The sequence below is a fragment of the Stenotrophomonas sp. NLF4-10 genome (genome assembly GCF_022359915.1).
GTDB lineage: Bacteria > Pseudomonadota > Gammaproteobacteria > Xanthomonadales > Xanthomonadaceae > Stenotrophomonas > Stenotrophomonas daejeonensis.
This window is the reverse complement of record NZ_JAKSEE010000003.1, coordinates 2,012,931-2,036,601: the sequence shown is the minus strand read 5'-3', so window position 1 is coordinate 2,036,601 and position 23,671 is coordinate 2,012,931. Positions and strand designations below refer to the sequence as shown.

Annotated in this window: 22 protein-coding genes; 16 read left to right on the top strand and 6 right to left on the bottom strand. The window is 68.4% G+C overall.

Going from position 1 to position 23,671, the window contains the following annotated elements:
• Nucleotides 1-72: 72 nt before the first annotated feature.
• The 5 genes from MIC98_RS09565 (at nucleotide 73) to MIC98_RS09545 (ending at nucleotide 6,467) form a co-directional block, all read left to right on the top strand.
• A complete protein-coding gene (locus MIC98_RS09565; protein WP_239736993.1) occupies nucleotides 73-1,002 on the top strand; it encodes an ArsR family transcriptional regulator in 930 nt (309 codons plus the stop codon).
• Between the two features lie 60 nt (nucleotides 1,003-1,062).
• Nucleotides 1,063-2,142 carry a homocysteine S-methyltransferase family protein gene (locus MIC98_RS09560; RefSeq protein WP_239736992.1) on the top strand — a complete coding sequence of 360 codons (1,080 nt, stop codon included), beginning with the start codon at nucleotides 1,063-1,065 and terminating at the stop codon, nucleotides 2,140-2,142.
• Complete coding sequence (gene metH / locus MIC98_RS09555; RefSeq protein WP_239736991.1) at nucleotides 2,139-5,003, top strand: methionine synthase; 2,865 nt, start codon at nucleotides 2,139-2,141, stop codon at nucleotides 5,001-5,003. The genes MIC98_RS09560 and metH overlap by 4 nt, the downstream gene beginning before the upstream one ends.
• Nucleotides 5,000-5,137, top strand: a complete 138-nt coding sequence (locus MIC98_RS09550) for a hypothetical protein (RefSeq protein WP_239736990.1) — start codon at nucleotides 5,000-5,002, stop codon at nucleotides 5,135-5,137. Before metH ends, MIC98_RS09550 begins: the two co-directional genes overlap by 4 nt.
• 157 nt (nucleotides 5,138-5,294) lie before the next feature.
• Nucleotides 5,295-6,467 carry an MFS transporter gene (locus MIC98_RS09545; protein WP_239736989.1) on the top strand — a complete coding sequence of 391 codons (1,173 nt, stop codon included), beginning with the start codon at nucleotides 5,295-5,297 and terminating at the stop codon, nucleotides 6,465-6,467.
• Between the two features lie 91 nt (nucleotides 6,468-6,558).
• On the opposite strand, the gene MIC98_RS09540 is transcribed toward MIC98_RS09545, so the two are convergent.
• The 5 genes from MIC98_RS09540 to MIC98_RS09520 all read right to left on the bottom strand — a co-directional run bounded on the left by MIC98_RS09540 (nucleotide 6,559) and on the right by MIC98_RS09520 (nucleotide 10,529).
• On the bottom strand, nucleotides 6,559-7,188 hold the full coding sequence (locus MIC98_RS09540; RefSeq protein WP_239736988.1) for a DUF2058 family protein: 630 nt from the start codon (nucleotides 7,186-7,188) through the stop codon (nucleotides 6,559-6,561).
• Between the two features lie 107 nt (nucleotides 7,189-7,295).
• Nucleotides 7,296-7,538, bottom strand: a complete 243-nt coding sequence (locus tag MIC98_RS09535) for a SlyX family protein (protein ID WP_057639678.1) — start codon at nucleotides 7,536-7,538, stop codon at nucleotides 7,296-7,298.
• Nucleotides 7,531-8,880, bottom strand: a complete 1,350-nt coding sequence (locus MIC98_RS09530; RefSeq protein WP_239736987.1) for a UDP-glucose/GDP-mannose dehydrogenase family protein — start codon at nucleotides 8,878-8,880, stop codon at nucleotides 7,531-7,533. The genes MIC98_RS09535 and MIC98_RS09530 overlap by 8 nt, the downstream gene beginning before the upstream one ends.
• 22 nt (nucleotides 8,881-8,902) lie before the next feature.
• Nucleotides 8,903-9,862: an FKBP-type peptidyl-prolyl cis-trans isomerase gene (locus MIC98_RS09525; protein ID WP_057639680.1), complete on the bottom strand. Its 960-nt coding sequence runs from the start codon at nucleotides 9,860-9,862 to the stop codon at nucleotides 8,903-8,905.
• Nucleotides 9,863-9,959: 97 nt separating this feature from the next.
• Nucleotides 9,960-10,529, bottom strand: coding sequence for a glutathione peroxidase (locus tag MIC98_RS09520; RefSeq protein WP_239736986.1), 570 nt, complete (start codon nucleotides 10,527-10,529; stop codon nucleotides 9,960-9,962).
• 130 nt (nucleotides 10,530-10,659) lie between these two features.
• Here MIC98_RS09520 and MIC98_RS09515 point away from each other — a divergent pair, with 130 nt between their 5' ends.
• The 7 genes from MIC98_RS09515 to MIC98_RS09485 all read left to right on the top strand — a co-directional run bounded on the left by MIC98_RS09515 (nucleotide 10,660) and on the right by MIC98_RS09485 (nucleotide 15,164).
• Nucleotides 10,660-10,911: a hypothetical protein gene (locus MIC98_RS09515; protein WP_057639682.1), complete on the top strand. Its 252-nt coding sequence runs from the start codon at nucleotides 10,660-10,662 to the stop codon at nucleotides 10,909-10,911.
• Nucleotides 10,912-10,913: 2 nt separating this feature from the next.
• On the top strand, nucleotides 10,914-11,276 hold the full coding sequence (locus MIC98_RS09510; RefSeq protein ID WP_057639683.1) for a GntR family transcriptional regulator: 363 nt from the start codon (nucleotides 10,914-10,916) through the stop codon (nucleotides 11,274-11,276).
• Nucleotides 11,273-12,172 carry an ABC transporter ATP-binding protein gene (locus MIC98_RS09505; RefSeq protein WP_239736985.1) on the top strand — a complete coding sequence of 300 codons (900 nt, stop codon included), beginning with the start codon at nucleotides 11,273-11,275 and terminating at the stop codon, nucleotides 12,170-12,172. The genes MIC98_RS09510 and MIC98_RS09505 overlap by 4 nt, the downstream gene beginning before the upstream one ends.
• Nucleotides 12,169-13,182 (top strand): hypothetical protein, encoded by a 1,014-nt coding sequence (locus MIC98_RS09500; protein WP_239736984.1) that lies wholly within the window; start codon nucleotides 12,169-12,171, stop codon nucleotides 13,180-13,182. The genes MIC98_RS09505 and MIC98_RS09500 overlap by 4 nt, the downstream gene beginning before the upstream one ends.
• Before the next feature lie 38 nt (nucleotides 13,183-13,220).
• Nucleotides 13,221-14,045: a DUF4097 family beta strand repeat-containing protein gene (locus MIC98_RS09495; RefSeq protein ID WP_239736983.1), complete on the top strand. Its 825-nt coding sequence runs from the start codon at nucleotides 13,221-13,223 to the stop codon at nucleotides 14,043-14,045.
• Nucleotides 14,046-14,076: 31 nt separating this feature from the next.
• Entirely contained in the window at nucleotides 14,077-14,670 is a 594-nt protein-coding gene (locus MIC98_RS09490) for a DUF2884 family protein (RefSeq protein ID WP_239736982.1), read from the top strand.
• 62 nt (nucleotides 14,671-14,732) lie between these two features.
• Nucleotides 14,733-15,164, top strand: coding sequence for a hypothetical protein (locus MIC98_RS09485; protein WP_239736981.1), 432 nt, complete (start codon nucleotides 14,733-14,735; stop codon nucleotides 15,162-15,164).
• Nucleotides 15,165-15,245: 81 nt separating this feature from the next.
• Here MIC98_RS09485 and MIC98_RS09480 read toward each other — a convergent pair whose 3' ends face one another.
• Nucleotides 15,246-16,640, bottom strand: coding sequence for a class II fumarate hydratase (locus MIC98_RS09480; RefSeq protein ID WP_239736980.1), 1,395 nt, complete (start codon nucleotides 16,638-16,640; stop codon nucleotides 15,246-15,248).
• Between the two features lie 202 nt (nucleotides 16,641-16,842).
• Between MIC98_RS09480 and purB the strand changes: the two genes are divergently transcribed.
• The 4 genes from purB to MIC98_RS09460 all read left to right on the top strand — a co-directional run bounded on the left by purB (nucleotide 16,843) and on the right by MIC98_RS09460 (nucleotide 23,663).
• A complete protein-coding gene (purB, locus tag MIC98_RS09475; protein ID WP_239736979.1) occupies nucleotides 16,843-18,210 on the top strand; it encodes an adenylosuccinate lyase in 1,368 nt (455 codons plus the stop codon).
• A gap of 102 nt (nucleotides 18,211-18,312) precedes the next feature.
• Nucleotides 18,313-19,737 carry a cupin domain-containing protein gene (locus MIC98_RS09470; protein WP_239736978.1) on the top strand — a complete coding sequence of 475 codons (1,425 nt, stop codon included), beginning with the start codon at nucleotides 18,313-18,315 and terminating at the stop codon, nucleotides 19,735-19,737.
• A 9-nt stretch (nucleotides 19,738-19,746) separates the two neighbouring features.
• Nucleotides 19,747-20,655, top strand: a complete 909-nt coding sequence (locus MIC98_RS09465; RefSeq protein ID WP_239736977.1) for a GNAT family N-acetyltransferase — start codon at nucleotides 19,747-19,749, stop codon at nucleotides 20,653-20,655.
• 176 nt (nucleotides 20,656-20,831) lie between these two features.
• Complete coding sequence (locus MIC98_RS09460) at nucleotides 20,832-23,663, top strand: 2-oxoglutarate dehydrogenase E1 component (RefSeq protein WP_239736976.1); 2,832 nt, start codon at nucleotides 20,832-20,834, stop codon at nucleotides 23,661-23,663.
• The last annotated feature ends 8 nt before the right edge of the window (nucleotides 23,664-23,671 follow it).

The window sequence follows — 23,671 nt, the reverse complement described above, 5'->3', positions numbered from 1 at the left end:
TGGCCCATGCGCGCCTTGACCTTGCCGCACCGCGGCAGCAGAATATCTCTATATCGCGATAGGTAGATATTTATGGATCTGGAAGACTGGTCGACCCGCCTGAAGGTGTTCGCCGACGCCACCCGCGTGCGCCTGCTGACCCTGCTGGAGCAGGAGGAATTGACCGTGGCCGAGCTGTCGGCCATCACCACGCTGGCGCAGCCGCGTGTTTCCACCCATCTGGCCCGATTGAAGGAAGCCGGGCTGGTGCGCGACCGCCGTGCCGGCGTGTCGGCCTACTACCGCTTCGACGAGGCCGCGCTGGACCCGGCGCAGCGCGCATTGTGGCATGCGTTGAGCACCGGCAGCGACGACCCGCTGCTGCGCCAGGACGCCGAGCGCGTGCCGTCGGTGCTGGCGATGCGCGCCGCCGACCAGAACTGGGCCGACAGCGTGGCCGGCGACATGGAGCGCCATTACTCGCCCGGCCGCACCTGGGAAGCGATGGCGCGCAGCGCGCTGCCGCTGCTGGAAACCGGCGACGTGCTCGACATCGCCTCCGGCGACGGCGTGCTGGCCGAACTGCTGGCGCCGCATGCGCAGCGCTACGTCTGCGTCGATACCAGCGCCCGCGTGGTCGCCGCCGCCAGCGAGCGCCTGCGCAAGCTGCCCAACGTCGAGGTCCGCGAAGGCGACATGCACAAGCTGCCATTCGACGATGGCAGCTTCGACCTCGTGGTGCTGATGCATGCCCTCACCTACGCCAACCAGCCGGCCAAGGCCGTGGCTGAATGCGCGCGGGTGCTGCGCCCGGGCGGCCGGCTGATGCTGTGCAGCCTTGCCCGCCACGAGCACAAGGCCGCGGTGGAAGCCTATGGCCACGTCAACCTCGGCTTCACCGGCAAGGAGCTGCGCAGGTTCGTCGAGAAGGCCGGGCTGGACGTGTCCAGCCTGGAAACCGTCACCCGCGAGAAGCGCCCGCCGCATTTCGAGGTGATCTCGCTGATCGCCCACCGCCCCTGACCCATCGAAGCACCGCCGCTGTCCACGCACCTCCCCCGCCCCAACTTCACGGCCCGCCCCATGCAAGCCCTCCCCTGGCTCCACCCCGACCGCGTCGCCAAGCTGCTGCGCGCCCTTGAGCAGCGCATCCTGATCATCGACGGCGCGATGGGCACGATGATCCAGCGCCACGGGTTGGAGGAAGCCGACTATCGCGGGCAGCGCTTCGTCGATGGCTTCGACAGCGCCCATGTGCACGGCCCCGGCTGCGGCCATGACCTGAAAGGCAACAACGACCTGCTGCTGCTGAGCAAGCCCGATGTCATCGCCGGCATCCATACCGAATACCTGCAAGCCGGCGCCGACCTGGTCGAGACCAATACTTTCAATGCCACCTCGGTCAGCCAGGCCGACTACCATCTCGAACACCTGGTCTACGAATTGAACAAGGCCGGCGCGCAGGTGGCGCGGCAATGCTGCGACGCCATCGAGGCGCTCACGCCGGACAAGCCGCGCTTCGTCATCGGCGTGCTCGGCCCGACCAGCCGCACCGCCTCGATCAGCCCCAACGTCAACGACCCCGGCTTCCGCAACACCAGCTTCGACGAGCTGCGCACCACCTACCGCGAGGCCATCGACGGCCTGATCGACGGCGGCGCCGACACGCTGATGGTGGAAACCATCTTCGACACGCTCAATGCCAAGGCCGCGCTGTTCGCGATCGAGGAAGCCTTCGACGCGCGCGGCGGCCGCCTGCCGGTGATGATCTCCGGCACCATCACCGATGCCTCCGGCCGCACCCTGTCCGGGCAGACCGCCGAAGCCTTCCATGCCTCGGTCGCGCATGGCCAGCCGCTGTCGATCGGCTTCAACTGCGCGCTCGGCGCGACCGACATGCGCCCGCACGTGGAAACGTTGGCGCAGGTGTCCAGCGGCTACGTCAGCGCCCACCCGAATGCCGGCCTGCCCAACGCCTTCGGCGAATACGACGAGACGCCGGAGGAAATGGCCGCCACGCTGAAGGAGTTCGCCACCTCCGGCTTGTTGAACCTGGTCGGCGGCTGCTGCGGCACCACCCCGGCGCACATCAAGGCGATTGCCGAGGCGGTGGCCGGGGTGCCGCCGCGCGCATTGCCACAGGCGCAGGAGCAGGCCGCATGAGCACGCAACCGCATACCCGCCTGTCCGGGCTGGAACCGCTGGTCATCACCCCCGACCTGCTGTTCGTCAACGTCGGCGAGCGCACCAACGTCACCGGCAGCGCGCAGTTCAAGAAGCTGATCAAGGAAGACCGCTACGAGGAAGCGGTGGAAGTGGCGCGCCAGCAGGTGGCCAGCGGCGCGCAGATCCTCGACGTCAACATGGACGAGGGCCTGATCGACTCCGAGAAGGCGATGACCCGCTTCCTCAACCTGATCATGTCCGAGCCGGACATCGCCCGCATCCCGGTAATGGTCGATTCGTCGAAGTGGAGCGTGATCGAGGCCGGCCTGAAATGCCTGCAGGGCAAGAGCGTGGTCAACTCGATCTCGATGAAGGAAGGCGAAGCGGCCTTCATCGAACACGCCAGGCTGGTGCGCCGCTATGGCGCCGCCGCGGTGGTGATGGCCTTCGATGAAGAAGGCCAGGCCGACACCTGCGCGCGCAAGGTGGAAATCTGCACCCGCGCCTACCGCATCCTCGTCGAGCAGGTCGGCTTCCCGCCGCAGGACATCATCTTCGACCCCAACATCTTCGCCGTCGCCACCGGCATCGAGGAGCACGACAACTACGCGGTGGACTTCATCGAGGCCACCCGCATCATCAAGCAGACGCTGCCGCATTGCCACGTGTCCGGCGGCGTGTCGAACGTGTCGTTCTCGTTCCGCGGCAACGAGACGGTGCGGCAGGCGATCCACTCGGTGTTCCTGTACCACGCGATCAAGGCCGGCATGGACATGGGCATCGTCAACGCCGGCGCGTTGCCGATCTACGACCAGCTCGACCCGGAACTGCGCGAGCGCGTGGAGGACGTGATCCTCAACCGCCGCAAGGACGGCACCGAGCGCCTGCTGGAAATCGCCGAACGCTACAAGGGCAGGAAAGGCGAGAAAAAGGCCGAGGACCTGGGCTGGCGCGAAAAGCCGGTGCGCGAGCGGCTGGCGCACGCGCTGGTGCACGGGCTGGACGCGTGGGTCGAGGAAGACACCGAGGAAGCCCGGCAACAGGCCACGCGCCCGCTGGACGTGATCGAAGGCCCGCTGATGGACGGCATGAACGTGGTCGGCGATTTGTTCGGCGCCGGCAAGATGTTCCTGCCGCAGGTGGTCAAGTCCGCGCGGGTGATGAAGAAGGCGGTGGCCTACCTGCTGCCGTTCATCGAGGCCGAGAAGCTGCGTACCGGCGACGTCGGCAAGAGCAATGGCAAGATCGTGATGGCCACGGTCAAGGGCGACGTGCACGACATCGGCAAGAACATCGTCGGCGTGGTCCTGGCCTGCAACAACTTCGAGGTGATCGACCTCGGGGTGATGGTGCCGGCGCAGAAGATCATCGACACCGCGGTGGCGGAAAACGCCGATTTGATCGGCGTTTCGGGCCTTATCACCCCGTCGCTGGAGGAGATGAGCCACGTCGCGCGCGAGATGCAGCGGCAGGGCATGAGCATCCCGCTGATGATCGGCGGCGCCACCACCTCGCGCGCGCATACCGCGCTGAAGATCGACCCGCACTACAAATCGCCGACGATCTGGGTGAAGGACGCCTCGCGCGCGGTCGGCGTGGCGCAGTCGCTGATTTCCGAGGAACTGCGCGGCCCGTTCGTGGCCGCCAACGAGGCCGACTACGCCGAGATCCGCCAGCGCCACCGCAACCGCGGCGACGCCAAGCGGCTGGTGTCGCTGGAACATGCGCGCGGCCAGCGCTTCACCTGCGACTGGTCGCAGTACGATCCGCCAACGCCGAAGCAACCGGGCCTGCACGTGTTCGACGACTGGCCGCTGGACGACCTGCTGCCGTTCATCGACTGGTCGCCGTTCTTCAGCGCGTGGGAGCTGGCCGGCAAGTTCCCGGCGATTCTCACCGACGAAATCGTCGGCACCCAGGCCAGCGAGCTGTACCGCGATGCGCGCGCCATGCTGGACAAGGTCATTGCGGAAAAGTGGCTGACCGCCAAGGCGGTGTTCGGGCTGTGGCCGGCCAACAGCCGCGGCGACGATGTTGTGCTTTCCCTTCTCCCTCCGGGAGACGCTCCGGCAGGAGCCGGAGCGCACGGCGAAGCCGCCCTAAGGGAGAGGCACATGGATATGCCGAATGCAGGTGCCCGAAGGGCGGATGAGGGGCAAGCGGAGTCAGTAATGTCCGAACCACCCGGACTCCGTTCGCCCCTCACCCCAACCCCTCTCCCGAAGGGAGAGGGGCTTCACACCACCCTGCACTTCCTGCGCCAGCAGGTGGACAAGCCCGCCGAGCGCCCGGATTTCTGCCTGGCCGACTTCATCGCGCCCGAAGACAGCGGCAAACAGGACTGGATCGGCGGTTTCGCCGTCACCGCCGGCCTCGGCATCGAGCCGCACCTGGAGCGCTTCCGCGCCGAGTTCGACGACTACAACGCGATCCTGCTCAAGGCGCTGGCCGACCGTCTGGCCGAAGCGCTGGCCGAACGCCTGCACCACCGCGTGCGCACCGAATTCTGGGGCTACGCGGCGGACGAAGCGCTCGACAACGAGGCGCTGATCGCCGAGAAATACAGCGGCATCCGCCCCGCCCCCGGCTACCCCGCCTGCCCCGAGCACAGCGAGAAGCGCACCCTGTTCGACCTGCTCGACGCCGAGCGCAACGCCGGCATGATCCTGACCGAAGGCTTCGCGATGCTGCCGGCGGCGGCGGTGTCCGGCTATTACTTCAGCCATCCGCGGAGCCAGTACTTCGTGGTCGGCCGGGTGTCCAAGGAACAGGTGGCCGACTACGCGCGGCGCAAGGGCGTGGACCGTGCGCAGGCGGAGAGGTGGCTGGCCTCCAACCTCGATTACGACCCCGAATGAAACCCACCCCGCAGATGCGGCGGCATTCGGGCGTGGCGATGCGGTGCGCCCTGCGGTGGCGCACCGCTGCCATTGCCGCGGTGGCTAAAGCCCAGGCCAAGGTCGCGGCCTGGAACGCCGAAGCGACGCCCTGACCCCGGCACCGCAGACGGCGGCCACGGGCGACGGGGCAAGGGATCCCGCCGCCGTTGCATCCATCCACCCGATCCGTTTGGACCCGGCCATACAGGGCACAATAGGCGCCGCGGCAAGACACCGCGCCCTGTCCTCCCGCGCCCCACGCGCACGCCCATGACTTCCGTTGCCAGCCCACGGTCGCCGGTCCCCGTCGCCCGCTTGTCCAGCTTCTATTTCTTCTACTACGCCGCGCTGGGCGCATTCACTCCGTACTGGAGCCTGTACCTGCAATCGCGCGGCATGGGCGTGACCGCGATCAGCGTGATGATGAGCCTGTGGTATGCCACCCGCGTCATCGCGCCCAGCACCTGGACCTCGCTGGCGGCGTTGTCGCCGCGGCCGATCCGCTGGCTGCGCATCGGCTGCGTGCTGACCGTCGTCAGCTTCGCCGGCTTCCTGCCGCCGCAACCGCAGTGGATGCTGTACGCGGTGATGGTGGGTTTCTGCTTCTTCTACAACGCGGTGATGCCGCAGTTCGAGTCGATCACCCTCACCCACCTGGGCAGCGACAGCCACCGCTACGGCATGATCCGGGTGTGGGGCTCGCTGGGCTTCATCGCGGTGGTGATGCTGTTCGGCTGGCTGATCGAGCGCCACGGCGCCGCCGGGCTGCCGTGGTGGATGCTGCCGCTGTTCGTGCTGATGACCGGCACGGCCTTCTGCAACCGCTACGCCCGCCACATCGGCACCCATGCCGCGCACGTGCAGGGCTTCTGGGCGATCGTGCGGCGGCCACCGGTACTGGCGTTCTTCGTCGCCGCCTTCCTCGAACAGCTCTCGTTCGGGCCGTACTACACGTTCTTTTCCATCTACATGGAGCACCACGGCTACGGCGCGGCGATGCTCGGCCTGATGTGGACGGTGGGCGTGGTGTTCGAAGTCGCGGTGTTCTTCCTGATCGCCGGCTTCTTCCGCCGCTGGGACGCCAGCTGGCTGCTGATCGTATCGATGGCCAGCGCCGCGCTGCGCTGGTGGGCCACCGCGCTGTGGCCGGAGAACCTGCCGGTGATGCTGGCCGCGCAGGCCACCCATTGCCTCGGCTTCGCCGCGTTCTTCGCCTCGGCGATGCAACTGCTGGCGCGCTATTTCCCCGGCAACCTCAACGGCCACGGGCAAGGGTTGTTCTACGGTTTCTCGTCCGGGCTGGGCGGCGTGCTCGGCGCGCTGATCGCCGGCCAGCTGTGGCACTTCGGCGACGGCAAGGTGGCCTTCATCGCCGGCGGTTGCTTTGCCCTGGCCGGCGCGTTGATCGCCTTCTGCTTCGTGCCCGAAAGAAAGCAATCGTAGATGCGTGGCTTGCCCCGCATGAGGCTTTACCGAGAAGACCCCGTGCCGGGCAAGCCCGGCACCTACGATGGAGGGCTTGCTTCCAGCGGATTCACCAGACCAGATCGTCGGGGACCTGGTACTTCGGATCGGCGTAGGGATCGTCCCCGGCCGGGGCGTCGGGGTCCACCTTCAACGCCACGGCCGGGGCGAAGACCTGCTCCGCCTCGGCCAGCAGCTCGGCGGTCACCAGGACGTAGCGCCCGTTCTGCTGCAGCACGCCCAGCTGCCCGGCGTTGAGCGCCCTGAGCTGCTCGGCGGTGACGTAGATGCGCTTGATCTTGCCGCCATACGGGAAGTGGCGGGCGATGTCGGCGGCGGGGTCGTTCAACCCCTTGTCCTTGACCAGTTCGTCCAGCTTCGCACGCGCCTCGCGGCGCAGGCGTGCTTCTTCCTGCTTCTGCCGCTCGGCCTCGATGCGCTCGTCCTTTTCCCGCTGCGCGCGGATCGCATAGGCCTTGGCCAGGTCGATGTCTTCCTGCGAGCGCGGCTTGCGCGGGGCCGGTTGCCCGCCACGCACGGGCTTTCCCCCCTGCCCCGGCTTGCCGCCCTGCTTGTTGCCGGGCTGCTGGCCATGCTTGCCCTGCGGGCGGTTGTCGCGGCGCGCTTCGGGCTTGCGTTCAGGCTTGGGGGCGGACTTGAAGCCCAACCCGAGCAGTTGGTCGCGGAGTGTGTCGCTCATGGTGCAGTGTCGGCTGATGGGATAGGTGACGATTGGTGGCGGCAGCCTTTGCGGACGGGCCGCTCCTGCGCCCGCCAGCCCGGCCCCGGCCACCAATCAAGGCGGCGTCAATAATGCGGGGGCGGCGGCTCGCTCGCCGGATCGGCGGAATACAGTGCGTTGCGCACCTTGCCCAGGTCTTCCAGCAACACGCGCAGCACGTCGGCGTTGCGGCTGCCCTGCAGGCGCGCGTCGGCCAGCGCTTCGCTCAGCTCGGCCAGTGCATGCTCCTGGAAGGAAACACGCATTTCCAGTTCGACCAGGCGCGCTTCCAGCGCCTGCTCGCGTTCGTTTGGAAACAACTCAGACATGCAGTGAACGCCCCCGGCCAATGCCGTAATAGGCCAGCCCGGCCGCTTCGATCTCGTCGGGCCGGTACAGGTTGCGGCCGTCGAACACCACGTCGTCGCCCAGTGCCGCGGCGATGCGCGCGAAATCCGGGCTGCGGAACTGCTTCCACTCGGTGACCACGACCAATGCATCGGCGCCTTCCAGCGCATCGTGGGCGGTTTCGCAGAACATCAGGTCCCCGCGCTCGCCGAAGATGCGGCGCGCCTCCTGCATCGCCTCGGGGTCGTAGACGCGCACGTGCGCGCCGGCTTCCCACAACTGCGCCAGCAGGCGGCGGCTAGAGGCTTCGCGCATGTCGTCGGTATTGGGCTTGAACGCCAGCCCCCACACCGCGAAGGTCTTGCCACGCACGCCTTCGTCCTCGCCGCGGTCGTAGTGGCGCTGGATCAGCTCGAACAGGTGTCCTTTCTGCGCGTCATTGACCGCCTCCACCGCATCCAGCAGCCGCGGCACGTGGCCATGCTGCATGGCAGTGCGCGCCAGCGCCTGCACGTCCTTGGGGAAACAGGAGCCGCCGTAGCCGGCGCCGGGATAGATGAAGTGCCAGCCGATGCGCGGGTCCGAACCGATGCCCCGGCGCACCTGCTCGACGTCGGCACCGACGCGCTCGGCGATGTTGGCGATCTCGTTCATGAAGCTGATCTTGGTCGCCAGCATCGCGTTGGCGGCGTATTTGGTCAGCTCGGCCGAGCGCACGTCCATCTCCACCACGCGGTCGTGGTTGCGGTTGAACGGCGCGTACAGGCGGCGCATCACCGCCACCGACCCGGGGTCGGTGGCGCCGACGATGATGCGATCCGGGCGCATGCAGTCGGCCACCGCATCGCCTTCCTTCAGGAACTCGGGGTTGGAAACCACGTCGAAGTCGATTTCCGCGCCGCGCGCGGCCAGTTCGCCGGCAATCGCCGCACGCACCCGGTCGGCGGTGCCCACCGGCACCGTCGACTTGTTGACCACCACGGTCGGCCGCTGTAGGTGGCGGCCGATGGTGCGGGCCACCGCCAGCACGTATTGCAGGTCGGCGCTGCCGTCCTCGTCCGGCGGCGTGCCGACGGCGATGAACACCACCTGCCCATGCGCGATGGCAGCGGCCGCGTCGGTAGTGAAGGCCAGCCGCGCGGCGGCGTGGTTGGCCTTCACCATCGGTTCCAGCCCCGGCTCGTAGATCGGGACGATGCCGCGGTTCAGGCCATCGACCTTGGCCGGGTCGATGTCGACGCAGACCACGTCATGCCCCACTTCGGCCAGGCAGGTCCCGGTGACGAGACCTACATAACCGGTGCCGAAAATAGCGACGCGCATTGGAAACGGTGGCTCCGGTGGGTTACGGCAGGACGCTCAGCAGCTCGACGTCGAAGGTCAGGGTCGCGTCCGGGCCGATCGGGCCACCCGGGGTGCCTTCGCTGCCGTAGGCCAGCTCGGACGGGATCCAGAAGCGGTACTTGGAACCGGCCGGCATCAGCGCCACGCCCTCGGTCCAGCCCTTGATGACCTGGCCCAGGCCGAAATCGACCGGTTGGCCACGCTCGTAGCTGCTGTCGAACACGGTGCCGTCGAGCAGCTTGCCCTCGTAGTTCACCCGCACCCGGCTGCTGGCCACCGGGCGCTCGCCGTTGCCGGCGCGCAGCACCTGGTACTGCAGGCCCGAGGCGGTGGTCACCACGCCCGGCTGGGTCTTGTTCTTGGCCAGGAAGGCGACGCCTTCCTCGCGGTTCTTGCCGGCGGCGGCGGCCTGCTTGGCGGTGCTGTAGGCCTGCAGCGTGGCCTGCGCCTGCTGGCGGTCCATCAGCGGGGTGCCCTTGGCGAAGAGGGTGGCGATGGCCTGGAAGGTCGCGTCCAGGTCGATCTCGTCCTTGATCGGCGCCAGCGACGGGCCGACGGCGTAGCTGCCCAGCATCAGGCCGACCTTCTCGCGGTCCACCGGCGGCGGCTGGCTGCCCGGCGCCATGCCCGGCACCGGCTGCCCCGCGCGCACCATCATCGTCGTGCGCAGCGCCTGGTCGGTCTGCTGCGCCTCTTCCTGCGACAGCAGCGGCTGGCCGCCGGCGAAGGCGTTTTCCACGGCGCGGCGCAGCGCGGCGACATCCACGTCGGCGGCAACCGGCTCGAACGAACTGGCGACATCCACGCCGATGGCGTAACCGACTTTTTCACGTTCCGAGGTCAAAACGGACTTCTCCTTGGTGGCCGCCGGGGCGGCGGGTTGTTGCGCGATGGCGACACCGGTGGCGGCCATTGCCAGAATCAGAAGCGACGCCGTGGCGCCACGCTTTCCCATCTTCATTCGCTGCATTCTCTGGAAGTGAACAAACGCCGCCATCGGCGCGAGGGGCGCCATTGTCGCACGCGTGCCGGTGATGTCGAGGTGCGCGCGGCTCTGCTCAATGGTGGTGCGGGGCCGGCGCGGCAAGCTCGCGCTCGATCGCCGCGCGCAGCCCGGCATCGTCCGGGCGCACCTTGCTCGGGAACTGCGCCACCACCCGGCCGTCGCGCGCGATCAGGTACTTGTGGAAGTTCCAGCCCGGCGCGACGCCGGTCAGGCGGGTGAGGTCGCGGTACAGCGGGGTGGCATCGTCGCCGACCACGTGCACCTTCTCGAACATCGGGAACTTCACCCCGTAGGTCAGCGTGCAGAACTCCTGGATCTCCACCTCGGTGCCCGGCTCCTGGCCCTTGAAGTCGTTGGAAGGAAAGCCGAGCACGGCGAAGCCGCGGCCGCCCAGTTCCTGGTGCAGCGCCTCCAACCCTTCGTATTGCGGCGTATAGCCGCACTTGGAGGCGGTGTTGACCACCAGCAGTACCTTGCCGCCATAGTCATGGTTCAGGTTGACCGGCTCCTTGCCGGCCAGCGGGCGGTAGTCGCGGTCCAGCAGGGATTGGTCCCCGGCATGGGCCGGCGCCATGAAAAGGCCGGCGATCGCCATGCCCAGCAGGAAATTTCGAAGTGCCATCTGTGTTCTCCCGGTTGCCCATCGGCGTCGGCAAAGACTAGGCCATCAGTTGGGTTACAGGGGAGTTGCATGCCGGCGTATCGGTGTTATAGTTGCATACAACACCAGACACCCTGTACGGGGGATCGCAATGGACCTGAAGCACTGTCGCCCTGCCCTGCCAGCGCTTGCCGCCGCCGGTACGCTGCTGCTGCTCGGCTGCACCCTGTCCATGCCGGCCGGCCGCAGCGCCGCGCCGACGCCCGATGCCGGCCTTGCCGGCGAAGCGGCCGAGGCCGAGGCCGACCTGCCGGAGAAGGCCCGGCGCCACGCGCGGCGGGTGCGCACCAGCCTGTCCCTGCCCTATTTCTCGTTCGCACGTCCGCTGAACCCACGGAGCTGACCATGAGCGACATCCACTGGAGCGATGGCGCTCCGATCTACCGCCAGCTGAAGGACCGGGTCATCGCGATGATGCTGGACGGCATCATCAAGCCGGGCGACGCCCTGCCCTCGGTGCGCCAGGTGGCCGCCGAATACCAGCTCAACCCGATCACCGTCTCGCGCGCCTACCAGGAACTGGCCGACGAGAACCTGGTCGAGAAGCGCCGCGGCCTCGGCATGTTCATGACCGAGGAGGCCGCGCGCAAGCTGCGCGGCAGCGAGCGCGAGCGCTTTCTCAACGAAGAGTGGCCCGGCGTGCTGGAGCGCATCCAGCGCCTGGGGCTGAGCCTGGACGATTTGCTGCCATCGGGGACCAAACAATGAATGCCACCGCCGAAACCGTCGTATCCGCCCGCGGCCTGCGCAAGGCCTACAAGCGCAAGCCGGCGCTGGACGACACCAGTTTCACCATCGCGCCGGGGCGCATCGTCGGCCTGATCGGCCCCAACGGCGCGGGCAAGACCACCGCGCTGAAGGCCATGCTCGGCCTGACCGCGTTCGAGGGCGAGCTGCAGGTGCTGGGCATGGACCCGCGCAGCCAGCGCAATGCGCTGATGAACGACGTCTGCTTCATCGCCGACGTGGCGGTGCTGCCGCGCTGGATGCGGGTGAAGGAAGCCATCGACTTCGTCGCCGGGGTGCACCCGCGCTTCGACCGCGCCCGCTGCGAGCGCTTCCTCGCCAACACCAAGCTGCTGCCGAAGCAACGCGTGGGCGAGCTGTCCAAGGGCATGGTGGTGCAGTTGCACCTGGCGCTGGTGATGGCCATCGACGCCCGCGTGCTGGTGCTGGACGAGCCGACCCTGGGCCTGGACATCCTGTACCGCAAGGAGTTCTACCAGCGCCTGCTGGAGGACTACTTCGACGAGCAGAAGACCATCCTCATCACCACCCACCAGGTCGAGGAGATCGAGCACATCCTCACCGACGTGCTGTTCATCCGCGACGGCAGGATCGTGCTGTCGGCCGACATGGAAAGCGTGTCCGGCCGCTACACCGAGCTGCTGGCCTCGGCCGACACGCTGCAGGCCGCGCGCGAACTGCGCCCCATCGACGAGCGCGCGCTGCCGTTCGGCAAGACCGTGCTGCTGTACGACGGCGCCTTGCCCGATGGCACGCCCTCCGGCGTGACCCGCGCGCAGCTGGACGCCCTGGGCGAAACCCGCAACCCCGGCCTCGCCGACCTGTTCGTGGCCATCATGAAGGGAACCTACGCATGAACGCCGTCCACCACATCACCCCTCTGGGCAAGTTCAAGTGGCTGCTCAAGCGCGAATACTGGGAAAACCGCGGCGGCTTCCTGCGCGCACCGCTGGTGGCCGGCGGCATCTCGCTGCTGCTGACGGTGATGGCGATCATCGCCGGGCTGTTCGCCGCCCACCGCGCCGCAGCCAATGGCGGCCTGCATATCGATGGCGTCAACGTCAACGGCCTGGACCTGGGCATGCTCACCCGGCAGATGTCGCCGGAAGACATGGTCAAGCTCGGCGAAGGCATGAACTTCACCCTGCTGCTCAGTTCGGCATGGCCGTTCATGGTGCTCGGCTTCGTGGTGTTCTTCTATTGCCTGGGCGCGCTGTACGACGACCGCCGCGACCGCAGCGTGCTGTTCTGGAAGTCGCTGCCGCTGTCCGACACGCAGACGGTGCTGTCCAAACTGGCCAGCGCGGTGGTCGTCGCGCCGGTGCTGGCGACGCTGGCGGCCATCCTCACCATGTTCGGCTTCATCGCGATCATCAGCATCGTGGTGCTGGCCCACGGCGGCAACCCGGTGACGCTGGTCTGGGCGCCGTCCAGCCCGTTCACCCTCATCGCCGGGATGCTGTGCTGGGTGCCGGTCTACGCGCTGTGGGCGCTGCCTACCGTCGGCTGGCTGCTGCTGTGCTCGGCATGGGCCAGGAGCAAGCCGTTCCTGTGGGCGGTGATGCTGCCGGTGTTCGCCGGGGTCGTCGTCAGCTGGTTCGGGCTGATGAAGCTGTTCGCGCTGGATGCCGGCTGGTTCTGGGCGCACGTGGTCGGCCGCCTGCTGCTGGGCACCTTCCCTGGCGTCGAAGTGGCTTACCAGGCCAAGTCCACGCAGGGTCAGTCGCTGCGTTCGGTGCTGGATGGCTTCACCCCGACCGACCAGTTGGCGACCCTGGCCAGCCCGCAATTGTGGATCGGCGTGGTCGTCGGCGCGTTGTTCATCGCCGCCGCCATCTGGCTGCGCCAGCGCCGCGACGAAATCTGACCGCAAAATCCGACCAATTACGCCCGCGAGGAATCCCGATGAAGATCACGCCCCTGCTGTTCGCCCTGGCCCTGCTGCCGGCCAGCGCCTTCGCCGAAGAACACTGCAAGTTCAGCCAGCCGCAGGCACTGGAGCTGGACCTGGCCGGAGTTAAGGCGGTGGTGTTCGAAGTCAACAGCCACGACCTGCGCCTGCAGGCCGGCCCCGGCGCCAAGGGGGCATTGTCCGGCCGCGCCTGTGCCTCCAGCCAGGACCTGCTGGGCCAGCTGTCGCTGGGCCAGCACAAGAGCGGCGACAAACTGACCGTCACGCTGGAACGCAAGCAGCCGGGGCTGAACTTCAACCTCGGCAGCACCTATGCCTGGCTGGACATCGCCGGCACCTTGCCGGACACCCTGCTGGTACAGCTCAAGGTCGGCTCCGGCGACGCCACGCTGGGCGGCGCGCGGGCGATGAGCGCCGACGTCGGTTCCGGCGACGTCAAGGTGCGCGACATCGGCGGCCTGGCGAGCGTCGCGGTCGGCTCGGGCGACGTCGAGCTGGACAACGTCGGCACGCTGCACCTGCTGTCGGTCGGTTCCGGCGACGTCCAGGCCCGCGGCGTGCGCGGCGAGGCCAGGGTCGGCAGCATCGGCTCCGGCGACCTGCAACTGCGCGACGTGCAGGGTGCGGTGAGCATCGACAGCATCGGTTCGGGCGATGTCGAACTCGACGGCGTGCAGGGCGCGGTGACGCTGGGCACGCTGGGGTCGGGCGACCTCGACGTGCGCGGCGCCGCCAGCCTGAGCGTGCGCCGCCGCGGCAGCGGCTCGATCGACCACCGCGACGTCCGCGGCAGCGTCGACCTGCCGAAGAAGCACTGACCCCTTCCACTTTCCCGCAAAGGACGCCGCCATGAAGAAGCTCGACACCTGCCTGCTCGCCCTGCTGCTGTGCCTGCCGCTGGCCGCCTGCGGCGGGCAGCCATCCTCCTCCACCGCGACCGAAACCGCCGACACCACGCTCGGCAAGAAGGTGCGCGAGGCCACCGACGAGGCCCGCAGGAAGCTGGCCACGGAGAACATCAGCGTTTCCCGCAACAACGGCGTCAAGGCGGAAATCACCCCGGCCGGCGACCTGTTGATCGACGGCAAGGCGGTCGCCATCGACGACGCCCAGCGCAAACTGCTGCTGGAATACCGCACGCAGATCGTGAAGGTGGCCGAAGCCGGCATCGACGTCGGCGTGCAGGGCGCCAACCTCGGCATGCGCGCGGCAGGCGAGGCGATCAAGGGCATCTTCTCCGGCGATACCGACAAGATCGAGGAACGGGTCAACGCCGAGGCGAAGCGGCTGGAAGAAAGCGCCCTGAAGATCTGCGAGCAGATGCCGGCCATGCTCGCCACCCAGCAGCAGCTGGCCACGGCCGTCCCCGAGTTCAAGCCCTACGCCACCATGGACCAGGACGACATCGAGGAATGCCGCAAGGGCAGCGTGACGCTGCGCTAGGCCGCGGCACCCGGCAGCGGCGGTAGAATGCCGCCCCTGCCGTTCGTCCCCGTACCGCCGCCATGAAGAAGCTGCTGCCCGTCCTGTTCGCCTGCGCCACCCTGCTCGGCGGCTGCGGCGACCGCGAAAAGTACGCGGCCCACCGCGCCGAGCGCAGCAAGCCCAAGACCGAGGTCAGCGCGGACATGGTGGCGATACGGCGTGCGCCCTATCCCAACCTGACCATCCTGCCCGGCGGCCACCTGCGGGTGGACGACATCGAGATCCCGCTGAAGCCGGCGCAGCAGGAAGTGCTGCAGGACAGCTTCGTCAAGCTGCAGATCCTGCGCCAGAACACCCTGACCGACGCCGCCACGACCGACGGCACCGGCGAACGCAGCGTGCCGATCCAGCCCGCGCCCGGGCAGCCGCCCTTCCCGGCCGACCTGGCCACCGGCATTCCCGAATTCAAGGAATACGGCGAGGCACTGGCCAACCTGCGCGCGGTGCGCTGAAAGCCGTGGATGCGGGGCTCGCCCCGCATCAAGCCATACCGGGAATGCACCTGCGCGGGGCAAGCCCCGCGCCTGCGGTACTCACCCGTGGATACCGCCGCGGGTAAGCGCCGCCGGGTCCAGCAGCCGCTTCAGCTCCGCCTCCGGCAACCCACTGTCCTCGCGTGCCACGTCCAGCACCGGGCGCTGCTCCTTGTAGGCGCGCTTGGCGATGGCCGCAGCCTTCTCGTAGCCGATGATCGGGTTCAGCGCGGTCACCAGGATGGGATTGCGCGCCAGCGCCTCGCGTACCCGCTCCTGCTTGACCACCAGCCCGGCGAACACCTTGTCGGCCAGCAGGGTCATCACGCTGGACAGCAGCCGGATCGAATCGAGCAGGTTGGCCGCGATCAGCGGCAGGGTCACGTTCAACTGGAAGTTGCCGGTCTGCCCGGCCACGGTGATCGCGGTGTGGTGGCCGATGACCTGCGCGGCGGCCATCACCGTCGCCTCCGGGATCACCGGGTTGACCTTGCCGGGCATGATCGAACTGCCCGGCTGCAAGGCCGGCAATTCCACCTCGCCCAAGCCGGCCAGCGGCCCGGAGTTCATCCAGCGCAGGTCGTTGGCGATCTTGATCAGCGCCACCGCCAGCGCGTTGAGCTGGCCGGACAGCTCCACCGCATCATCCTGCGCGGCCAGCCCCTCGAACTTGTTGTCGGCGCTGTCGAACCTGACCCCGGTGCCCGCCGAAAGCGCGCGCGCCACCTTGCCGCCGAAGCGCGGGTCGGCGTTGATGCCGGTGCCGATCGCGGTGCCGCCCAGCGGCAGCCGGCGCAGGCGCTTGAGCGCATCCTCGATGCGCCCCTGCGCCGATGCCAGTTGCGCCGACCACGCGCCGAACTCCTGCGCGAAGGTCAGCGGCATCGCATCCATCAGGTGGGTGCGCCCGGTCTTGACCACCTTGCCCAGCGAACGCCCGCGCCTGTCGATGGTCCGGCGCAGGTGCTTGAGCGCCGGCAGCAGCGTTTCCACCGTTTCCAGCTGCGCCGAGACGCGGATGGCGGTGGGGATCACGTCGTTGGAACTCTGCCCGAGGTTGACGTGGTCGTTGGGGTGCACGCGGGTCTTGCCGGCCTTGCCGCCCAGGTTGGCGAGCGTGGCGATGACCTCGTTGGCGTTCATGTTCGACGAGGTGCCCGAGCCGGTCTGGTAGACGTCCAGCGGGAAATGCGCGTCGTGCGCGCCGGCCGCCACTTCCGCCGCCGCCGCCGCGATCGCCCTGCCCACGCCCTTGGGCAGCAGCCCCAGGCCGGCATTGACCTCGGCGGCCGCGCCCTTGATCAGGCCCAGCGCACGGATGAAGGCACGCGGCATGCGCTGCCCCGACACCGGGAAATTCTGCACCGCGCGCTGGGTCTGCGCCCCCCACAGCGCCTCGGCCGGCACCTGCAGTTCGCCCATGCTGTCGTGTTCGAGCCGGTATTTTTCGCTCATTCGCAATCTCCTGATGTGGGTAAGGAAGTCAGCGGCTGGCGGCGCGAAGGCCCGGGCTGGCGGCTGCGCGAAGGATACGCCGCGGTGCCGCGCGAGGCGATGGAGGCCAGCCTCCCCGCTCCAGGGGGCTTCGGGGCCCGGCGAGCAGCCGCCCGACCCTGCCGTAGAATATGGCCCCCATCGTCATCACCCTCCGGCCCCCATGACCGACTCTGCCCTGCTCGCCCTGTCCCCGCTCGATGGCCGCTACGCCTCCAAGGTGGACGCGCTGCGCCCGATCTTCTCCGAGTACGGCCTGATCCGGGCCCGGGTGAAGGTGGAAATCGAATGGCTGCTGGCGCTGGCCGCCGAGCCGGGCATCGCCGAGCTGGCCGACTTCTCCGCCGCCGGCAAGACCACGCTGCGCGCGCTGGCCGAAGGCTTCAGCCCAGCCGACGCGGCCCGGGTCAAGGAAATCGAGCGCACCACCAACCACGACGTCAAGGCCGTGGAGTACTTCATCAAGGAACGCCTGCGCGACGACACCGAACTGGCCCCGGCGCTGGAGTTCGTGCATTTCGCCTGCACCAGCGAGGACATCAACAACCTGTCCTATGGCCTGATGCTGGCCGAAGCGCGCGAGAAGGTGCTGCTGCCGGCCTACGCAGGCATCGCCGCCACGCTGCGCAAGCTGGCGCACGAGCAGGCGACGCAGCCGATGCTCTCGCGCACCCACGGTCAGACCGCCTCGCCGACCACCCTGGGCAAGGAGATCGCCAACGTCGTTGCCCGCCTGGAACGGCAGGTCCGGCAGATCGCCGCGGTCGAGCTGACCGGCAAGATCAATGGCGCCGTCGGCAACTACAACGCCCACGTCGTGTCCTACCCCGACGTGGACTGGCCGGTCTTCGCACGGAAGTTCGTCGAATCGCTGGGGCTGGTGTTCAACCCCTACACCACCCAGATCGAGCCGCACGACAACGTCGCCGAGATCGGCGACGCCACCCGCCGCGCCAACACCATCCTGATCGACCTGGCCCGCGACATCTGGGGCTATGTCTCGCTGGGCTACTTCAAGCAGAGGCTCAAGGAAGGCGAAGTCGGCTCCTCGACCATGCCGCACAAGGTCAACCCGATCGACTTCGAGAACGCCGAGGGCAACTTCGGCATCGCCAACGCCCTGTTCGAGCACTTCAGCGCCAAGCTGCCGATCAGCCGCTGGCAGCGCGACCTGACCGACTCCACCGTGCTGCGCGCGCTCGGCACCGCCTTCGGCCACACCCAAGTGGCGCTGGACTCGCTGGCCAAGGGCCTGGGCAAGCTGGAGGTGAACCCGCAGCGGCTGGACGCCGACCTCGACGCGGCGTGGGAAGTGCTGGCCGAAGCGGTGCAGACGGTGATGCGCCGCCACGGCTTGCCCAACCCCTACGAGCAGCTCAAGGCGCTGACCCGCGGCCAGGGCATCACCGCCAGGTCGATGCATGCCTTCATCGAATCGCTAGAACTGCCGGAAGACGCCAGGCAGCGCCTGCTGGCGATGACGCCGGGCAGCTATACCGGTTTGGCCGCCGAACTGGCCAAGGCCATCTGAACTTTCCCGTAGGAGCGCACCTTGGTGCGCGACTTGGCTTTCCCGGCAAAGCCCCATCGCGCACCAAGGTGCGCTCCTACCCCGCAATCCAAGGATTTCCCCATGGCCACCGCCAAGCCAAAAACCTTCCCCATCGAAGTCCAGGCCCGCCCCGGCCTGATGCTGGGCATGCCCGCCGAGCGCTTCCTGCGCGACTATTGGCAGAAGCGCCCGCTGCTGATCCGCGGCGCCTTCGCCGGTTTCCAGACCCCGGTGCAGCCCGAAGACCTCGCCGGGCTCGCCTGCGAGGAAGGCGCGCTGGCGCGCATCGTCAGCCATGACCCGGCGACCGACGCGTGGACGCTGCGCACCGGCCCGTTCAACGAGGAAGACTTCCCCGGCATGCCCGACCACGACTGGACCCTGCTGGTGCAGGACGTGGACAAGTGGGATGCCGACGTGCGCGCGCTGGTGGACCACTTCGGCTTCCTGCCGCGCTGGCGCATGGACGACGTGATGATCAGCTTCGCCGCCACCGGCGGCGGCGTCGGCGCGCACGTGGACCAGTACGACGTGTTCCTGCTGCAGGCCCATGGCCGGCGCCGCTGGAAGATCGACGCCAGCGAATCCACCAAGGGCAAGCGCCCGCCGCTGGGCTTCCGCGACGACGTGGAGCTGAAGCTGCTCAAGAGCTTCAAGCCCACCCACGACTGGGTGCTGGAGCCGGGCGACATGCTATACCTGCCGCCAAACGTGCCGCACGACGGCATCGCGGTGGACCCGTGCCTGACCTTCTCCTTCGGCATGCGCGCACCGTCCTCGGCCGAGCTGATCAGCGACTGGCTGGACGACCTGGTGGCCGACGCCGACGAGGCGATCCGCTACCAGGACCCGGACCTGAAGCTGCCGGCCGACCCCAACGAGATAGACGCGGCGGCAATGGCGCGTGTGGTCGCCGCGCTCAATGCCCTGCGCATGAACGACCCGGACCGCCTCGGCGACTGGTTCGGCCGCTTCATCACCACCTACCGCGCCGCCGGCGACATCCTGCCCTCGCAGGCGCCTCCCGCGCCGGAAGAAGTGGAAACCGTGCTGGCCGAAGGCGGCCTGCTCGAACGCCACCCGTGGGCGCGGCTGGCCTGGCGCCGCGCCAGCCGTGGCGCATCGCTGTATTGCTCCGGCCGCAACTTCGCGCTGCCGGTCAAGGACGCGCAGACGCTGGCCGCCGCCGAACGACTCGATGACACCGCCTTCGCCAGGCTCTCGGCCAAGGGCCGCGCCGCTGTGCTGGAACTGCTGGCCGGCGGCCACTACCAGTTGCTGGATGCCGAAACGCTGGCGGCGATGCTGGCCGAGCAGGATGCGCTGGACGTCATGGAGGAAGCGTTCGACGAGGATGCCGACGCCCCGGAATTCGAAATCGAGGTCATGGAATACACCGAGGCCGGCGCAGGCGAACCGGCCAGCGCCGCCATCGACACCGTGCAGGTCAGCGAGGAAGGCGTCGAGGTCGTGGTGATCTGCGACGACGGGGACGACCGCGGGTAAGCCGTCGCGATGGACGCCCCCGCCGCCATCCGCATCGAGGCTGCCGACTACGCGCACCGGCACGAACAGCTGCATGCGCTGCGCCGGGCCGTGTTCGTCGACGAGCAGCGGGTCCCGGCAGAACTGGAAGCCGACGCGCTCGACCCGCTCAGCCACCACGTCGTTGCCCTGGACGCGGACGGCCAGGTCGTCGGTACCGGCCGGCTGACGCCGCAGCGGCGCATCGGCCGCATGGCGGTGGCCGCCGGCTGGCGCAACCGCGACGTCGGCGCCGCTCTGCTGCAGGCACTGGTCGCCGAAGCCGGCCGCCGCGGCTGGAACGAGGTGGCGCTGCACGCCCAGCTCGGCGCCCGCAATTTCTACGTCCGCAACGGCTTCCTGCCCGAAGGCGCGGAATTCGAGGAGGCCGGCATCGTCCACCAGACCATGCGCCGGCGGCTGGACGGGCCCATGCGCGTGCAGGACCCGGCCCAGGGCACGGCCGCGGCCACCGCCGTGGCCCACCGTGCCCGGCGCCGGCTGCTGCTGCATTGCCGCGGCAGCGATGCCCCCCTGCTCGGCCAGCCGCCGGTACTGCAGGCCCTGCGCCGCTTCGCCAGCGCCCGCCACGACAAGCAGGCCCTGCTGTTGCTGCATGACGGCGACCTGCAGGCCTTGCCGGCCGCGCTGCTGGCGCTGATGCAGCGCCTGCCCAGCGTGTTCGTGCTGCGCGGGCCGGTCGATCCGGCCGATGCCGCAGCGACCTCGGCGGCCATCCTCAACGACACCGGCGACTGCTACTTTCGTCCAATGGGCGAACGCCCCGACGGCGAGTTGTCGCTGGACTCCCCGGCCCGGGCACTCGCGCACGAAACACGGTTCCAGCGCATGTGGGAGCGTGCGCACGACTGTCCGGGCCTGCGCGCGCTCGGCATCTGAGCGTAATTCCGGCAGGACATGCAGTGGCCGAGCATTAAGACAATGGACAGGCGTCACTGCCCCTTCCTGTCCATGCGAGCGTATAATTCGGCGGATTCATCACGCCCGTGCGGCACCCGCCCCGCAAGGTACCGCCGGTTCCCTGAGCAATAATCAAGCGAATCCGACTCCCCATCGTGGACAATCTCCTGAAGCAGTTTGCGCAGTCATCGCAACTCGCCGGCGGCAACGCCGCCTATATCGAGGATCTGTACGAGCAGTACCTCGTTTCCCCGGACAGCGTGGACCCCAGGTGGAAGACCTGGTTCGACGGCTTCAAGGGCCGCGAGGCCGGGGATGTCCCGCATTCGGCCGTCATCGCCCACATCGCCGAGGCCGCCCGGAACGCGGTTTCCGGCGCTGCCGCCGTTGGCGGTGGCGATGAACGCGAACGCAACGTCGGCCGCCTGATCACCGCCTACCGCTCGCGCGGCCACCTCGGCGCCCAGCTCGACCCGCTGGGCCTGACCCCGCCGGTCAACCCGCCCGACCTGAGCCTGCCGTTCCACCACCTGTCCGATGCCGACCTCAACGACGAGTTCAGCACCGGCGGCGTCGGCGGCCAGCCGCGGATGAAGCTGCGCGACCTGCTGGCGCGCCTGAAGGCCACCTATACCGGCTCGATCGGCGCCGAGTTCATGTACATCGCCGAAGTTGGCCAGCGCCAGTGGCTGTACCAGCGGCTCGAGAACGCCGGCGGCAACTACAACCTCGACGCCGACACCAAGCGCCGCACGCTGGAGCGCCTGACCGCCGCCGAAGGGCTGGAGCGCTATCTGCACACCAAGTACGTCGGCCAGAAGCGCTTCTCGCTGGAAGGCGGCGATTCGCTGATCCCGATGATGGACACCGTGATCCGCGGCGCCGGCGCCGACGGCGTCAAGGACGTGGTGATCGGCATGGCCCACCGCGGCCGCCTGAACGTGCTGGTCAACACCCTGGGCAAGAGCCCGCGCAAGCTGTTCGACGAATTCGAAGGCCGCTTCGAGCACGACGACCGCGCCGTGGCCGGCGACGTGAAGTACCACATGGGCTTCTCCGCCGACGTCGCCACCAACGGCGGCCCGGTGCACCTGGCGCTGGCGTTCAACCCCTCGCACCTGGAGATCGTCGACCCGGTGGTCGCCGGCTCGGTGCGTTCGCGCCAGGAACGCCGCGGCGACACCGCGCGCAAGCAGGTGATGCCGATCCTGATCCACGGCGACGCCGCCTTCGCCGGCCAGGGCGTGGTGATGGAACTGTTCCAGATGTCGCAGGCACGCGGCTTCGCCGTCGGCGGCACCGTGCACATCGTCATCAACAACCAGGTGGGCTTCACCACCTCCAACCGCGACGACTCGCGCTCCACCCTGTACTGCACCGACCTGGCCAAGATGGTCGGCGCGCCGGTGCTGCACGTGAACGGCGACGACCCGGAAGCGGTGGTGTTCGCCGCCAGGCTGGCCTACGACTTCCGCCAGCAGTTCCACAAGGACGTCGTCATCGACCTGGTCTGCTACCGCCGCTGGGGCCACAACGAGGCCGACGAGCCGGCGATCACCCAGCCGCTGATGTACCAGGTGATCCGCAAGCACAAGACCACCCGCGAGCTGTACGCGGCCAAGCTCGAGGCCGAGGGCGTGATCCCGGCCGACGGCGGCCGCGCGCTGGTCGATGCCTACCGCGACAAGCTCGATTCGGGCGAGGTCACCACCGAGCTGGCCAAGGTCGAGAAGACCCCCCCGACCAGCAAGCTGTACGTGGACTGGCCGAAGCTGCTGGAAGGCAAGCTGTCCGATCCGGTCGACACCCGCGTCGAGATGGGCAAGCTCAAGCAGCTGGCCACGATGATCAACACCATCCCCGAAGGCGTCGAGCTGCACTCGCGCGTGGCCAAGGTCTACGACGACCGCCGCAAGATGGCCGCCGGCGAGATCCCGGGCGACTGGGGCTTCGCCGAGAACCTGGCCTACGCCACCGTGCTCGACCAGGGCCACAACCTGCGCCTGGTCGGCCAGGACGTCGGCCGCGGCACCTTCACCCACCGCCACGCGATCCTGCACGACCAGAAGACCGACAACTACTACCTGCCGCTGCGGCAGCTGGTGGAATCGCCGGAGCAGGCCACCATCATCGACTCGCTGCTCAGCGAGGAAGCGGTGATGGCCTACGAGTACGGCTTCTCCACCACCGACCCCAACACCCTGTGCATCTGGGAAGGCCAGTTCGGCGACTTCGCCAATGGCGCACAGGTGGTGATCGACCAGTTCATCGCCTCCGGCGAGGCCAAGTGGGGCCGCATCTCCGGCCTGACCCTGCTGCTGCCGCACGGCTACGAAGGCCAGGGCCCGGAGCACAGCTCGGCGCGCCTGGAACGCTTCCTGCAGCTGTGCGCGCTGGAGAACATGCTGGTCTGCGTGCCGTCCACCCCGGCGCAGGCCTTCCACATGCTGCGCCGCCAGCTGTGCATGACCACCCGCAAGCCGCTGGTGGTGATGTCGCCCAAGTCGCTGCTGCGCCACAAGCTGGCGGTGTCGTCGCTGGACGAGATGGCCAACGGCGAGTTCCAGCACCTGATCGGCGACGCCTCGGCCGAGGTCAAGAAGACCAGGCGCGTGGTGCTGTGCTCGGGCAAGGTCTACTACGACCTGCTGGAAGACCAGACCAAGCGCGGCCAGGACGACGTCGCCATCCTGCGCGTGGAGCAGCTGTACCCGTTCCCGCGCCCGCAGCTGGCCGCCGAGCTGAAGAAGTACGGCAAGGCCACCGACGTGGTGTGGTGCCAGGAAGAGCCGATGAACCAGGGTGCGTGGTACCAGATCCGCCACCACCTGCAGGCCTGCCTGGCCGATGGCCAGGCCCTGCACTACGCCGGCCGTTCGCGCTCGCCCTCGCCCGCCGTCGGCCACATGGCCGACCACGTCCGCGAGCAGCAGCAGCTGATCGCCGACGCATTGGTCAACCCGTTCAACGACCAGGTCGCTGAATAACCTCCCCC

Bases quoted from the DNA above. Each gene is read 5' to 3' on its own strand.
- MIC98_RS09515 (WP_057639682.1), top strand. From the start codon at position 10,660: ATGGACCTGAAGCACTGTCGCCCTGCCCTGCCAGCGCTTGCCGCCGCC.
- MIC98_RS09480 (WP_239736980.1), bottom strand. From the start codon at position 16,640: ATGAGCGAAAAATACCGGCTCGAACACGACAGCATGGGCGAACTGCAG.
- MIC98_RS09490 (WP_239736982.1), top strand. From the start codon at position 14,077: ATGAAGAAGCTCGACACCTGCCTGCTCGCCCTGCTGCTGTGCCTGCCG.
- MIC98_RS09550 (WP_239736990.1), top strand. From the start codon at position 5,000: ATGAAACCCACCCCGCAGATGCGGCGGCATTCGGGCGTGGCGATGCGG.
- MIC98_RS09510 (WP_057639683.1), top strand. From the start codon at position 10,914: ATGAGCGACATCCACTGGAGCGATGGCGCTCCGATCTACCGCCAGCTG.
- MIC98_RS09500 (WP_239736984.1), top strand. From the start codon at position 12,169: ATGAACGCCGTCCACCACATCACCCCTCTGGGCAAGTTCAAGTGGCTG.
- MIC98_RS09525 (WP_057639680.1), bottom strand. From the start codon at position 9,862: ATGAAGATGGGAAAGCGTGGCGCCACGGCGTCGCTTCTGATTCTGGCA.
- MIC98_RS09520 (WP_239736986.1), bottom strand. From the start codon at position 10,529: ATGGCACTTCGAAATTTCCTGCTGGGCATGGCGATCGCCGGCCTTTTC.
- MIC98_RS09465 (WP_239736977.1), top strand. From the start codon at position 19,747: ATGGACGCCCCCGCCGCCATCCGCATCGAGGCTGCCGACTACGCGCAC.
- MIC98_RS09495 (WP_239736983.1), top strand. From the start codon at position 13,221: ATGAAGATCACGCCCCTGCTGTTCGCCCTGGCCCTGCTGCCGGCCAGC.
- metH (WP_239736991.1), top strand. From the start codon at position 2,139: ATGAGCACGCAACCGCATACCCGCCTGTCCGGGCTGGAACCGCTGGTC.
- purB (WP_239736979.1), top strand. From the start codon at position 16,843: ATGACCGACTCTGCCCTGCTCGCCCTGTCCCCGCTCGATGGCCGCTAC.
- MIC98_RS09565 (WP_239736993.1), top strand. From the start codon at position 73: ATGGATCTGGAAGACTGGTCGACCCGCCTGAAGGTGTTCGCCGACGCC.
- MIC98_RS09535 (WP_057639678.1), bottom strand. From the start codon at position 7,538: ATGTCTGAGTTGTTTCCAAACGAACGCGAGCAGGCGCTGGAAGCGCGC.
- MIC98_RS09540 (WP_239736988.1), bottom strand. From the start codon at position 7,188: ATGAGCGACACACTCCGCGACCAACTGCTCGGGTTGGGCTTCAAGTCC.
- MIC98_RS09485 (WP_239736981.1), top strand. From the start codon at position 14,733: ATGAAGAAGCTGCTGCCCGTCCTGTTCGCCTGCGCCACCCTGCTCGGC.
- MIC98_RS09470 (WP_239736978.1), top strand. From the start codon at position 18,313: ATGGCCACCGCCAAGCCAAAAACCTTCCCCATCGAAGTCCAGGCCCGC.
- MIC98_RS09505 (WP_239736985.1), top strand. From the start codon at position 11,273: ATGAATGCCACCGCCGAAACCGTCGTATCCGCCCGCGGCCTGCGCAAG.
- MIC98_RS09530 (WP_239736987.1), bottom strand. From the start codon at position 8,880: ATGCGCGTCGCTATTTTCGGCACCGGTTATGTAGGTCTCGTCACCGGG.
- MIC98_RS09545 (WP_239736989.1), top strand. From the start codon at position 5,295: ATGACTTCCGTTGCCAGCCCACGGTCGCCGGTCCCCGTCGCCCGCTTG.
- MIC98_RS09560 (WP_239736992.1), top strand. From the start codon at position 1,063: ATGCAAGCCCTCCCCTGGCTCCACCCCGACCGCGTCGCCAAGCTGCTG.